At 64.1% G+C, this 12,469-nt stretch carries 10 protein-coding genes, 1 tRNA gene and 1 pseudogene; 4 read left to right on the top strand and 8 right to left on the bottom strand.

The genetic code is table 11. From position 1 onward, the window contains the following. Positions 1 to 38: 38 nt before the first annotated feature. The 3 genes from EKE94_RS15070 to EKE94_RS15060 form a co-directional block, all read right to left on the bottom strand. Positions 39 to 1,499, bottom strand: coding sequence for an alkaline phosphatase D family protein (locus tag EKE94_RS15070; RefSeq protein WP_235856054.1), 1,461 nt, complete (start codon positions 1,497 to 1,499; stop codon positions 39 to 41). Positions 1,500 to 1,623: 124 nt separating this feature from the next. Continuing rightward, a complete protein-coding gene (locus EKE94_RS15065) occupies positions 1,624 to 2,559 on the bottom strand; it encodes an aldo/keto reductase (protein ID WP_127907462.1) in 936 nt (311 codons plus the stop codon). Between the two features lie 55 nt (positions 2,560 to 2,614). Next, on the bottom strand, positions 2,615 to 3,049 hold the full coding sequence (locus tag EKE94_RS15060) for a BLUF domain-containing protein (protein ID WP_164870978.1): 435 nt from the start codon (positions 3,047 to 3,049) through the stop codon (positions 2,615 to 2,617). Positions 3,050 to 3,285: 236 nt separating this feature from the next. Here EKE94_RS15060 and EKE94_RS15055 point away from each other — a divergent pair. The 4 genes and pseudogenes from EKE94_RS15055 (at position 3,286) to EKE94_RS15040 (ending at position 8,164) form a co-directional block, all read left to right on the top strand. Next, positions 3,286 to 3,375 (top strand) — tRNA-Ser (locus tag EKE94_RS15055). A gap of 190 nt (positions 3,376 to 3,565) precedes the next feature. After that, positions 3,566 to 4,629, top strand: a pseudogene (locus EKE94_RS15050) (IS3 family transposase). A gap of 323 nt (positions 4,630 to 4,952) precedes the next feature. Continuing rightward, complete coding sequence (locus tag EKE94_RS15045; protein ID WP_164870976.1) at positions 4,953 to 7,433, top strand: methyl-accepting chemotaxis protein; 2,481 nt, start codon at positions 4,953 to 4,955, stop codon at positions 7,431 to 7,433. A 437-nt stretch (positions 7,434 to 7,870) separates the two neighbouring features. Continuing rightward, positions 7,871 to 8,164 (top strand): DUF6916 family protein, encoded by a 294-nt coding sequence (locus tag EKE94_RS15040; RefSeq protein ID WP_127907459.1) that lies wholly within the window; start codon positions 7,871 to 7,873, stop codon positions 8,162 to 8,164. 24 nt (positions 8,165 to 8,188) lie between these two features. On the opposite strand, the gene EKE94_RS15035 is transcribed toward EKE94_RS15040, so the two are convergent. From EKE94_RS15035 to EKE94_RS15015, 5 genes are all read right to left on the bottom strand, one after another. Next, entirely contained in the window at positions 8,189 to 8,722 is a 534-nt protein-coding gene (locus EKE94_RS15035) for a GNAT family N-acetyltransferase (protein WP_206615095.1), read from the bottom strand. A gap of 51 nt (positions 8,723 to 8,773) precedes the next feature. Next, on the bottom strand, positions 8,774 to 9,304 hold the full coding sequence (locus tag EKE94_RS15030) for a phage tail protein (RefSeq protein WP_127907458.1): 531 nt from the start codon (positions 9,302 to 9,304) through the stop codon (positions 8,774 to 8,776). An 11-nt stretch (positions 9,305 to 9,315) separates the two neighbouring features. Next, a complete protein-coding gene (locus tag EKE94_RS15025) occupies positions 9,316 to 9,834 on the bottom strand; it encodes a phage tail protein (RefSeq protein ID WP_127907457.1) in 519 nt (172 codons plus the stop codon). Between the two features lie 18 nt (positions 9,835 to 9,852). Beyond that, positions 9,853 to 10,356 (bottom strand): phage tail protein, encoded by a 504-nt coding sequence (locus EKE94_RS15020; RefSeq protein WP_127907456.1) that lies wholly within the window; start codon positions 10,354 to 10,356, stop codon positions 9,853 to 9,855. Between the two features lie 195 nt (positions 10,357 to 10,551). Beyond that, positions 10,552 to 12,469 (bottom strand): choice-of-anchor D domain-containing protein (locus EKE94_RS15015; RefSeq protein ID WP_127907455.1); only part of this gene is annotated, 1,918 nt, incomplete at its 5' end.

The following is a 12,469-nucleotide window of genomic DNA, read 5'->3' as shown; positions in this document are numbered from 1 at the left end:
GCGTCCCGCCCTGAGGGTCGCGGCCCAGAGGGGGTGCGTCAGAGGGGCAGGGGCGCCGTGCGTCCGCTCTCCTCAAGCTCCCACTCTGCCGACCACGCGCCCTCGCGGCGCGTCAGCACCAGAAAGTTGCGCTCGGCTGTGTAGATGCTGCGTTTGCCGGGCAGGGGTTTCAGCCGGATCTTGTGACCCTTGAGCGGGGCCTCTCCCAGCCGCGCCAGCGACCCCAGGGCCAGCGGATAGGCTTCGGTCGGCGCGGGATGCGAAATCCCCGAGGCCACGAGCTGGTGCATCGGGCCGCGCGCCGTCGTCATCTCGCCGCGGGTTGCGAGGTGGATTTCGCCCGAGATCACGGTCACGTCGATGCCTCGGCCCTCGATCAGGCCCACCATCTCGCGCAGCATGTCCTGCCATTCCGCCCGGTGGGCATAGCTTTGCCACTGGTCGCGCAGGTCATCCTCGTAATCCTTCATCCAGCCGGTAAAGCGCATCGTCCGCTCCAGCAACGACAGGCGCGGGCCCAACAGCGGCACCGAGGAGACGAGGATCACGCGCTCGGTCTCGATCTTGCGCACCATGTCGCGGAAAACGCGCCAGCCGGTGTCGCCCATCACCCGGTCCAGCCGCCGTTCCGACCTGAGGTCGGGGCCCAGGATTGTGACACCCGGCAGGGCGACCGACCACGACAGCGAGGTGCCGGTGGCATCGGGAAAGACCTCGCCCGCCTCTTCGGGGCGCAGTGCGAACTGGAACAGCAGGTAGGTTTCGCGCGCCACGTCGAAAAGCGTCCGGCCCAGACGTGAATCGAGCGCCGGTTCGGGAAGCGACCCCCAGCCGTCGCAGATGTCGTGGTCGTCCCAGATCGGCAGGGCCGGTACCCGGGCGGCCAGGCGCGAAAAGTCGCCTGCGGCATAAAGCGTGGCGTAGCGGACGAAAAACGCCTCGCGCAAGGCGTCGCGCACCTTGGTTGCCTGGGCGTCGTCGAGGTCGGGATAGTCCTCCGGCCAGTTTTCCGACAGCGGATGCGCCTTCGTGACCTCGTCCGCGTAGATCTGGTCGCCGCCTTCGAGAAGCAGCTGAAAGGGGGCGTCGTCGTGCTCGTCGGCCAGACGGCGCCACATCCTGTTGCGCTCTTCGAAATCTCGGCCCAGGTCGCCCTCTTCCTGCCCGTTGCAGGAGACGAAGGCGATGCGGGCATCGCCGCCGATGGCAAGGTTCAGCCTGTGCCGCTCGTCGCCCACGCGGTACCAGGCGTCCTCGGTCGCGGGCAGGGACAGATCATATCGATAGATCGCAAATCCCGCGCCCTCGGCCAGCCGCACGGGCGCGACGGTCGTCCCGTCTGACTCGACCTCGGGCGGCGCGTCGCCCGAGGGACGTCCGACCAGGGCTGCGATGCGCAGTTGTCCCGCGCCGCCACCTTGGGCGTCGCGTGACATGCCGCGGAGGATCAGAACCGGACCGAAGCTCTTGGGTCCGAACTCAGTGTCTGTATCGGCCAAGAACGCCTCTTTTCGGTTCCATCATATATTCGAAACGGGACGGGGCCGGTCGCGACGGATTCAGCCTCCCGTGCCTACAAGACAGTTGCGGGGCCTTCGTTCCATCATCCTGCCGGAAACCCGGTCACACGTCATCCAGCCGGTCCGTCGCGGGCGGCGGAGCGGGCGTGAGCGCCGTCAAGCGGTCGCGCAGGGCCTGGGGCAACGTGTAGTCCATCGCCGCCAGGGACGGGCTCAGCTGCTCGACCGAGCGGGCCGAGATGATGGGCGCCGTGACCGCCGGATGCGCGGCGGCCCAGGCCACGGCCAGCGTCGCCGGATCGGCGCCGACCTCCTGCGCGATCCCGGTCAGGGCACCGGCCGCGTCGTGCATCCAGTCGGGACCGTAGCGTTTGGCATAGCGCGCATCGGTCTTCAGCCGCCCGGTCTCGCCCCGGTGATACTTGCCCGTCAGAAGCCCGCCACCCAGCGGCGAATAGGGGGCCACGGCGATCCCCTCGGCCGCGGCCATCGGCAGAAGTTCGACCTCGGCCTGCCGTTTGACCAGGTTGTACATCGGCTGCAGCATCGCGATGCGGGTATCGAAACGGGCGGCCACGGCCTGCGCCTTCATCACCTGCCACGCGGCGAAGTTCGACACGCCGATATGGTCGAAAAGCCCCTCCTGCTGCATCGCTGCCAGCGCCTCGAAGCTTTCCTCGAGCGGGGTGTCGGGGTCCCATGTGTGCAGGTAGAGCACCTCCACCCGGTCCATGCCCAGCCTGATGCGGCTTTCGTCGAAGCTGGACCTGATCCGGGCGGCCGAGGATCCGCCCCGAAAGTCGCATTTCGTGGCGATGCACAGCCGTTCGCGTTCCGGCGCGGCGAACCGGCCCAGAAGCGTTTCCGAGGCGCCGTCGGTATAGACGTAAGCGGTGTCGAAGAAGGTGATCCCCGCCTCGCGGCAGGCGCGGAACATCGCCTCGCTCTCCGAAGCATCGGCGCCGCCCCCGAACTGCATGGTGCCGAAGCAGAAGGGCGAGATCGGGGTGCCGTCGGGGCTGTGGATCTGATGTGTCATGGCTGGCAGTCTGGCATGCTTTGTGCGGTTGCAAAAGCCGCCCGCGCGCGTGGCGTCAGGCGCGTGCCTCCCCGATCCGCAGGCTTCGAGAGACGCCGTCGATCACCGGTCGGATCAGCGGGCCGCCGGGGATTTCACCGCCGCACCGCGGGTCGGCCAGGGCGACAACTTGCCGGTGACGTCGGAGGGCAGGGGTGGCCGGCCGGGCATGCCACATCTTCCACCCCGGCCTCCCGCGATCCCCGACCGTATCGTCGAACAGCTGCTGGATATCTCCATGGGTCGGATCGGTCTCGATCCGCGTCAAGCAAAGGTCGACGTCCGCGTCGGGCCCCTCGAGCACCTGAAAGAACCCGTGATCGCGGTAGGTCGGCAGGCCTGTGATGCCGTCGCGGGCGTTGTTCCTGCGCGACACGCCGAGGAGGCGGTCGATGTCGTTCGAGCTTTGCGTGGGTGTCGCGGTCGAGAAGCAGACGGAGCGGCGCGGCATGCTGCGCATCAAGGCGTGTGCGACGGCGCCTTGTCGCCTGTACCGATGCTTGCCGCGCCACCGGTTGGCGGGCATGGGGCGAACCGCGGGGCAGAGTGCGTACCCCGGGGGGCGCCGGTCGGTGCCAGTACCCCGGGCGGCTGGCGCCATGCCCGCGGCGCGATGGTGGCGGTCGCTGCGGAAGGCACGGCATTTTTGCCTTGTTTCCCTCTCCCGCGATCACTACACGGGTCGGCGGAGACGTGGCCGAGTGGTCGAAGGCGCTCCCCTGCTAAGGGAGTAGGCCCGGAAGGGTCTCGAGGGTTCGAATCCCTTCGTCTCCGCCACCCACCATTTTCATTGAATGGCCTTGGGGCGCTTGCTAGCGTATAAGTCCATGGACTTATACGCTTATTTGCGTTCGTTTCACTTCGATTGCGCTCGGTTCTGTTCGTTCCGTGGTATGACGATGTGACCTGCTCCCCTGAAATGTCCGCGTTTTGACATTAGCCTGTTCCTCAAACGAGGAGACAGACGATGCGGAAAAGCCGGTCAGCGAAGAGCAGATCATTGGCATCCCGAAGGAGCACCAAGCCGGAATAGGCGCCAAGGAGCTCTGTCGGAAGCACGGCGTCAGCGATGGCACGTTCTACAAGTGGCGCTCTAAGTGTGGCGGCATGGAGGTGTCGGAAGTCAAACGATTGAAGGCGCTCGAAGCCGAGAACGCGAAGCTGAAGAAGATGCTCGCGGAGCATATGCTGAATGTGGCCACGCTGAAGGAGATGCTGGTTAAAACTTCTGAAGCCCGGTGCAAGGCGGAAAGCCGTGGACTGGCCCATGACCGAGAGAAGTTACAACCGGCGACGGGCCTGTGCCCTGGCTGGGATCGATCCGCGTGTGTATCGACGTGGTTCAGCCAGTCCTGCGGATACCTAGCGGCGAGAAGGGCGCAAGGCGCTTTCCAGTGCAGGTCGGCGCTTTGGCTATCGGCGGCTGCACCTCCTGCCGGGCCGCGAAGGCTGGAAGGTGAACTGGAAGAAGATCTACCGGATCTACCGTGAAGAAGGTCTGACAGTGCGCAAGCATGGCAGTCGCAAGCGCGCGATCGGAACGAGGGCGCAGATGGCGATCCCTCAGGGGCCGGACCTGCGATGGTCCCTGGACTTCGTCTAAGACAGCCTGTCGGATGGGCGCCGGTTCCGTGTGATGTGCGTCATCGACGACTACAGCCGGGAATGCCTGGCCGCGGTCGTGGACACCTCGCTGTCGGGGCAGCGCATTGGCCGTGAACTCGACAGCATCGCTCGGGTGCGCGGTTATCCATGCATGGTTGTCAGCGACAATGGGATGGAGCTGACATCGAATGCCATTCTGAGATGGCAGGAAGATCGGCAGGTCGAGTGGCACTGCATCGCGCCTGGAAAGCCGATGTGAGACACGGCTTCGTCGAGAGCTTCAATGGCCGCCTGCGTGACGAATGCCTCAATGAGCACCTGTTCGCCAACCTGCGCTACGCCAGGGAGTTGAGCGCCGACTGGCGCAACGACTACAACCATCACCGCCCCCACACGAGCCTCGACGGGCTCACCCCGTGGGAGTAACACCAACAGTCAACAGGGGGCCAAACCCTGAACAGAGCGTACTATAAAATGTGGACTCCAAAGGGAGCAGGTCAACAGGTCCGGCCAATCGGTGCTTTCGGGGTCTAGGGGCAAGTGCGTGGCCCAAGGCCCGACAAGAATACGATCCTTGCCAAGTGATGGGCGGGGCGCCCGGGACGACACCGTGAGCTAACCCGATGTGGCTGCGCTATCCGCCTGTGCCGGGGTCCCGTCCCTGAGAGGCCGATGCCCGTTCAGGAAAGGGTAATTCCCCGCCACTAGGACTCATGGTTGCAACGCTACCTCTTTTGGATCTTGTGCCCATGGCTCTCAACTTTGTCCGCGAAAGCTCGATCGGTGCAGCGATGAAGTACGTCGCTGCCGTTCCTCTGGTCGGACTCCTTGCGCTGTCGGTCTGGATCGTAGTTCCCAAGGTGAAAGAGGCGCTCGTATATAGCGAAATATCCGATGCCACGGAGCTGGCGACCTTGATGTCCAGCCTCGTCCACGAACAGCAGAAGGAGCGCGGAGCTACCGCAGTCTATCTGACCACGTCCGGTGAGAGCTACGGCGCGGAGTTGAGAGAACAGCGAAAGGTAACCGAGACACGGAGGGGCTTGGTGGTCTCCGATTTGTCTGCTTATCTCGAACGGATCTCGGGTGGCGAGGCACATGCAGAGGTCGCTCGCGCGCTTGAGGGCGTCGCGACGGAACTGGCCCGCCTCGGGGAGGTCCGTGCCCAGGTCGACCGGCTCGAAATAAGCCCCGCCGAAGCCGTCGCCTTTTACACCGGCCTGAACAACCGGATCATCGGGGCGATCCTTCAGTTCGGTCGCTTGAGCGACGATAGCGCGGTAATCTCATCCATTGACGCATTCGCGAGCTTTCTAAGCGGAAAAGACCTCGCCGGCATAGAGCGCGCGATCGGATCCAGCGCCTTCAGCACGGGCGAGTTCACGCTCGCCACGCTGCTGCGCCTGAAGGAACTGATCAGTTCGCAAGAGGCCTACTACTCGTTTTTCCTTGCCGATGCCCCGGTTGAGGCGGCTCAAGACTTTGAAACAATCATGAACTCAGAGGCGGCGAAGAACGTCCAGCGCATGCGTGACATCGCATTTGATGCGGGCCCCGGGGGCGATTTGCAAGGCGTGTCCGGCGACAGCTTCTTTACCGCGCAAACACAGAAGATCGATCTGCTGAAAGATCTGGAGGACGCCTTCGCGCGTGATCTCCTCACTCTTCTGGACAAGCGAACCTTTGCGGCGCGTGTCGTCGTCGCTCTCAGCGTGCTCGGCCTGATCGCGGTTATCGGTCTCAGCCTTGGAATGGCCATACTGATTGCCCGGACCATCCGCAGCGACATGACTGACGTCACGGGCGCAGCCACCGCAATGGCAGCCGGTGACCTGGACGTGGCTCTGCCGAAGTCGAAAGGAAACGAACTGGGGCAGATTGCCGGGGCGCTCGACCAATTCAGGCAGTCGATCATCACGGCCCAGTCCCGGGAGGCCGAAGCCCGCGCACGGGAAAAGGCAGAACAGGAACGTCAACGCCAGGCGGAGCTGGCCGCGCAACGGGCCGCTGACGAAGAGGCGGAGAGCGAGCGTCGGCAGATAGAAGCACAGCGAGCGCGAGAACAGAAAATTGCGCAGGAAATCGCGGCTGTCGTGGCATCTTGCGCCAATGGTGATTTCAGCCAGCGCCTGAGAACCGACGACAAGGATGGTGTCCTTGCCGAACTTTGCCAGGGCATCAATGACATCGGCAGCGCGACTGAGGAGGGTCTTGCCGGCATCGCGGCGGTGCTCGACAAACTCGCAGACGGTGACCTTTCAGGTCGCGTGTCCAACACTCACCGCGGCGTCTTCGCGAAGATCGCAGCGCAGTTGAACGTGACAACGGAGAAATTGGCCGCGATCGTGTTGCAGATCATCAGCAGCAGCGGAACGATCGACGCCTCTTCCAACGAGATCGCCGACGCGATGGGCGATATCGCGCGCCGGACAGAGCAATCGGCCGCATCATTGGAGGAAACCGCCGCGGCATTGGAGGAACTGTCAGCCTCGGTCAAGTCGACCGCCGATGGCGCACAGACCGTACAGAAAGCTGCCTCCGACGCTCGTTCCGAGGCCGCCGAGAGTTTTGAGATCGCCGGCGAAACCGTAGAGGCGATGAAGGGCATCGAAGACTCGGCCAAGCAGATCTCAAGGATCATCGATGTCATCGACGACATTGCCTTCCAGACCAATCTCTTGGCGCTGAACGCTGGGGTGGAGGCCGCGCGCGCCGGCGACGCAGGCCGCGGGTTCGCCGTCGTCGCGTCGGAAGTGCGCGGCCTTGCTCAGCGATCATCGGAAGCTGCCCGCGAGATCAACGCAATCGTCTCCGGAAGCCAACGCCAGGTCGAAGCCGGATCGGCCTCGGTGAACAAAAGCCGGGATGCTCTCGAGCGGATCCTGACCGCCATCAATGCGGTCGGGGAGCGAGTGAATGACATCGCCGACGCAACCAAGCAGCAATCGAGCGGCATCGCCGAAATCAACACCGCGATGAGCGACCTGGACCGCTCGACCCAGCAGAACGCTGCGATGTTCGAGGAAACGACAGCGGCGTCACAGGCGATGCGTGACGAGGCGCAAACTCTGACCGGAACGGTTTCCCACTTCAAAGGCGGAGAGGGCGGAAAGGTCGTGTCGCTGAAGCAGTCGCGGAAGCAATCTGAGCTCGGAACGCCTCACCCCACGATGCAAAAGGCGGCATCCGCCGGCGCGGCGGCGACTTCTGACGCCTGGCAACAGTTCTGATTGTACCCTTAACGAGTTTCCCAATATCGGTCCTGACCCTAGCTCAGGCGCGGCCGGCGCAGGCCGGCATGGCGGCCGTTTTCGAACATCGTCGCTGTTGCCAAGGTCTGAGAAAGCTGATCGGGACGAAAATCAAGCTGATCAGACGCCTGATCCTGCGACCCCTAGGCCAGCCACCCCCGTGGGGCGGCTTGGTCCGCCGAGCTCGGCAATCCGCCGTGACCGGCGATCACAGGTCCCGTGTCGTCTATCGCCTGGGGCGGCAAACGTCATCTGCGAGGGTTAGCTCGTGACCCTCACGGTCATTCAAATCTCTCTGGATGCGTCCCCGGTTTTCATTGAATGGTTCCGGGGCGCTTGGTAACCTGCGGAACTATAGGCTCGAATACGGCCATCAATCGCCGTGCGTTTTATCTCCGGCCAGAGTGAGGGACCGCATGGGCGACCCGAAGACCCTGACATTGGATGATTTCGCGTCGCTTGAGGGCGATCCCGTCACCGTTGGCTGGGAGGGGGGTGAGCTCGAGGCCAGGCTGATCGAGGTCCTGCCGCTCGGCTCGGGGTTGCGTAGGGGCGGGGGCTTCAGCCTGCTGTTCCATGGGCCGCCCGAACCGCGGCTGACGCAGGCCACTTATCGGGTTGAGCATCGGACGGTCGGGGCGCACGACATGTTCCTGGTGCCAGTGGCGCGGACCGCGGCAGGGATCCAGTACGAGGCTGTCTTTACCTGACCTAAGGGGCCTTTGAGTAGCCCGTCAATCGGGCGCGGGCCATTGCAGAAGGTGATAGACGCCCTTGTCCGCGACGGTGACAAAGCCCAGTCGACGATAGAGCGTCATGGCCGGGTTCATGGTTTCCACATGGATCGTGACCGGTCTGGCGGCCGCTGCGGCCTCGTCCATCAGGTCGCGCAGGATGGCGCCGCCGATGCCCGCGCCGCGGTGCTGCGGCAGCAGGGCGATGTCGATGATCCGGTGTTCGCGGGCCTGACGGTCCAGGTAGAGCCGGCCGATCGCGTCGCCGTCTTTCATGACGATCAGCCATAGAGCCTGGGGGTAGTGCGCCCGGTAATGGAGGTGCTGCGCCCGGAACTGCATCTCGATGAAGGCCAGCTTTTCGGCCGCATCCCACGGGGTGCGGGCCAGCTCGGCCTCGCGCGTTGATCGGTAAAGCGCGGTAAGGAAGGGCAGGTCCGCGTCGGTCATCGGGCGATAGACGATTCCTGCCCGCCGCGCGTGGCCGAGGGCGGGGAGGGCGTCGGCATCGCCACGGATCGGGTGGTCTTTCATCAAGTGGTCCTGATGACCGGGAGATCGCGAGCGCGTCACGACGGTCGCCGGTCAGGGGCGGGGAGGGTAGATCCCGTATAATGCGATGATGAAATTCATCGCGAGATAGGGCTGCATGTTATCATGTGGCTGGCCCCCACCAGTGGAAGACACTGTCTGGACACTCAGGTTTGTCAGATCTTGCGACGAGTCGCTCTGATACAGCCGATCGCCGAAGCCTGAGTTCGCCAGGGACGTCGTTACGCCGGGGGCCGCCACATTGCCCGTGTCCACTGTAGCGCGCATAGGGTGCCTGTGCTGCGGAAGCTCGGCTTCGGTCAGCGTCACCGAGGGAGTGCCGCTTTGCTCGCCCAGCTGGCGCTGGGAAAGGCCAGGACCTTTCCCGTGGTGCATTGGCGCGCGACCACGCAGATCGGGCAGGGCGGTCGTGGTCATGCCGTCGCCGCCATAGGTCGTGCCGATCAGCGAAAACAGCGTCATATTATCGCTGATCGGCAGGATCTGGCCGTCACAGAAGGCCCAGCCGCGGGGGGCATAATCGCCTGCGAAGATCCGTATCTCGGCAACAAATGGGTCGGACATGGCTTCGCCTCCTACGAACGGCTGGGATAGATCCCGATAAGCGAGATGATGAAGGTCACGCAAAGCGCAGGCATCATGTTGTAATGAGCGTGATTGCCGCCCGCGACGCCGATCGCCGAGTCCGCCATCGGAACGTCAGCTGACTCTTCGCGGTAGAACTGGACCCCGACGCCCTTGGCGGGCAGCGCATTCTGTGGCTCGGTCAGCGTCGCGTCCGAGGTGCTTGCCCGGAAGGCGTGGATGTGCGGAGGGATATTTTCCACGCCCAGCGTCACGGTTTCCGACCCCGATCTTTCACCGATGGTACGTTGGGTAAGGGCGGGGCCTGACCCCTGATCGACAGGCAGGCGCCCCCGCATGTCGGGAAGGCCGAAGCTGCTTCTGCCGTCGCCGCCATAAGTCGTACCGATCAGCGAAAACAATGCCTGGTACGTGTATACGGGAAGCAGTTGGCCTTCGCAAAAGGCCCAGCCCTTGGGCGCGAAGTTGCCTGCGAACATTCGGATTTCTCCGATGAATGGTTCCGACATGGACGTGCCTCCGATCTCTCATTCGTGCGGCGGGAAAATGCCCTGGATCGCGATACAGAAATTCACCGTCTGAAAGGGCTGCATGTTGGAGTGTGCCATGCCCGAGCCGGTTTGGCCCACGGTGCCGGCCTGCAGCGACGTGTCGGCGTAGGTGCCATAGGCCATGTCCGGCGCGGCCTCGGCAGCCAGAATGTTTCCCTCCGGCTGGCTCTTATTGCCGGTCTGGGTCGAGGCAAAGGCCATGTGGATATGGGCCGGAATCTCGGGTGTGGTCAGGGTGACGTTTTCGATCCCGGCTCTCTCGCCGCGTGCGAGCCCGTTTCCGACATGCATCGGTGTCCTGCCCCGGAGGTCTGGTAAGGCAAAGTTGTTCTGTCCGTCGCCACCATAGGCGGTCCCCAGAAGCTTAAAGAGGGACTGGTTCTGATCGATCGGCAGCATGGTGCCGTCGAGAAACGCCCAGCCCCGTGGCGCGAAATCAAAGCCGAACATGCGGATTTCAGCAAGGAAAGGGTCGGACACTGTTGCCTCCTGTTGAAATGCGGTCGCTGGATGGCGGCCCGCGGCTGGGCGGTGGGAGCGTACGATCGTTATCCCGCTACCTTTGCGTCAACCGAAAGGAGTTTCAACATATAAGTGAGTTACTTGTCGCAATACACGCTTTTAGGTTGTTCGAATTTGAAGCCGCGCGGTGCCTGGACCGCGCGGCTTCAGGCCTCAGAAGTCCAGGTCGTAGGTGAATGCCAGACCGAAGAATTCGAGGTCCGAGGCGCCCAAGCCGTCATAGAAGCCGGAGAGCCTCAGGTTCGCGTTCTCGGTGGCGCGCGTTACGCCCAGCTCGACCCGGGCGCGGGCGCCCTCGAAGGTTTCAAGCGTCGTGGACGACCCGTTCGCCCCGTAGCTGTAGGTGTAGGACGCCTGAACCCCGCCATCCAGGGACCACGGCGTGATCCCCTGCCCAAGCGCACGGTCGAAATCGAGCCCCAGGGCGAGGGAACCGAGCTCGATCCGCTGGCTGTCGATGTCGTTGCCCAGGCTGTCGGTGTAGTCCAGCTGCCTGTCAGAGGTATAGGAGGCTGCGAGGCTGGGGTACCACGTCATGCGCTCGCGCTCGTACTCTCCCGTCAGCTCGGCATGCACCAGGAACCGCTCGGTTTCGAAGTCATCGGTGTAGGTCCCGAAAGGCGAGATCTCGTTGTAGGTCCGCCCGTAGAGAACGTAGTGCTGCAGGTACAGCGGGCGGTCGGGCAGCTTGAACGCCAGGTAGGGGCCGGCCAGCCACCCTTGGCCTTCGATCCGCACGTCGTCATCCTCTCGGGTGATGCTGTCCAACTCGACCATCGCGCCCAGGGCGGTGTTGTCATCAAGCCAGGTGTGCCCCCCAACGGCGCCGAATACATAGTCGCTTTCCGCGCCATCGGCGGTCGCCCAGGAACCCTGCAGCGACATCCAGACCGGCCGCTCGGACCCGGTGTGGAAATCCAGCGATCTCGTGTCGCCCCGTGTGGACACGGAGAAGGAGCCGCGGCTTTTCCCGAAGACAAGCCGATGCAGGTCCGGCTGGCTGGCGATCAGAAGACTGGCGCGCTGGCCCATGAACTCGGCGATTTCGGCCCGCGTGATCTCGGCGGTCATGTTTTCCACCGTCACGACGTTCGAGGCGAGGTTGGTCAGGCCCGACCGGCCCATAGCGCCGCCCTCCGGGATCGAGACCGACACGAGGTCGTTGCCGTCTGGGGCGATGGTCAGCGTGTAGACCGCGCCCGTGCCTGCGACGCGCTTGGCAGAGCCGCCCCTGACCGCCACGTCCGACGCATCGAACCCGGTCATGGTTTCGCTGAAGGTGGCGGTAACGCGGAACGTGGCCGTGCCAGCGAATTCCCCGGGCGCCCCCGAAAGCACGACCGTCGGCCGCCCCGCTGCCGTGCCCGAGGCGGCGATTTCATACGGTCCTTCGTCCGGGTCGTTGTTGCCGAGCGACAGATCAAAGCCGAAGGCGCCCGCCGTGGTCGGCGTGTAGGTCACCACGAGTGTCGTTGATTCCGAGGGCGCGACGCCGGTGGACCCGAGGGTCAGGCTGTCGATGGTGACGTTGCTTTCGTTCGCCGCGGTGGGCGTCGAGAGGGACAGCGTGTCGGTGCCGGAGTTGGTGATGGTGTAGGTTACGCGCGCCGACGTGCCCGCGGCTGGCGTCGAGCCAAAGCTGTCGGTCCCGCCATTCGCGACCGCTCCGCCCTCGGAAGAGGAAACGGCGATCTCGGGGCTGCCAGCGGCACGGCCAGACGCGCTGAAGCGGATGATCTGTGTGCCTCCGGGATCGGTCAAGGACAGATCGAACCCGTAATCTCCGGCCATCGTCGGGGTGTAGCTGACGGTCAGCGTCGTCGAGGATGCTGGCGCGATGTTGGTCGTGCCGAGAACCAGGCTGTCGACGGTGACGTTGCTGGCATTGGCCACGTTCCCCGCGACACTTGGTGGGGCAAGCATCAGCGGAACGCTACCGGAGTTGGTGATGGTGTAGGTTATGCTCGCGGGTTGGCCCGCCGCGGAACTTGTACCCAAGCCGTCGGTGCCGCCATCTGCAACATCATCGCCCTCGGGCGAGGTGACTTCGATGTCGGGCGCGCCGGTGGCG

The sequence above is a fragment of the Mesobaculum littorinae genome (assembly GCF_004011175.1).
GTDB classification, from domain to species: Bacteria; Pseudomonadota; Alphaproteobacteria; order Rhodobacterales; family Rhodobacteraceae; genus Tranquillimonas; species Tranquillimonas littorinae.
Note: the sequence above shows the minus strand (reverse complement) of the source record. Positions and strands in the feature narration are given on the sequence as shown.

Excerpts from the sequence above, each read along its gene's own strand:
- EKE94_RS15040 (WP_127907459.1), top strand. The coding sequence starts at position 7,871 with ATGGGCGACCCGAAGACCCTGACATTGGATGATTTCGCGTCGCTTGAG.
- EKE94_RS15025 (WP_127907457.1), bottom strand. The coding sequence starts at position 9,834 with ATGTCGGAACCATTCATCGGAGAAATCCGAATGTTCGCAGGCAACTTC.
- EKE94_RS15035 (WP_206615095.1), bottom strand. The coding sequence starts at position 8,722 with ATGAAAGACCACCCGATCCGTGGCGATGCCGACGCCCTCCCCGCCCTC.
- EKE94_RS15045 (WP_164870976.1), top strand. The coding sequence starts at position 4,953 with ATGGCTCTCAACTTTGTCCGCGAAAGCTCGATCGGTGCAGCGATGAAG.
- EKE94_RS15065 (WP_127907462.1), bottom strand. The coding sequence starts at position 2,559 with ATGACACATCAGATCCACAGCCCCGACGGCACCCCGATCTCGCCCTTC.
- EKE94_RS15060 (WP_164870978.1), bottom strand. The coding sequence starts at position 3,049 with ATGCCGCGCCGCTCCGTCTGCTTCTCGACCGCGACACCCACGCAAAGC.
- EKE94_RS15030 (WP_127907458.1), bottom strand. The coding sequence starts at position 9,304 with ATGTCCGACCCATTTGTTGCCGAGATACGGATCTTCGCAGGCGATTAT.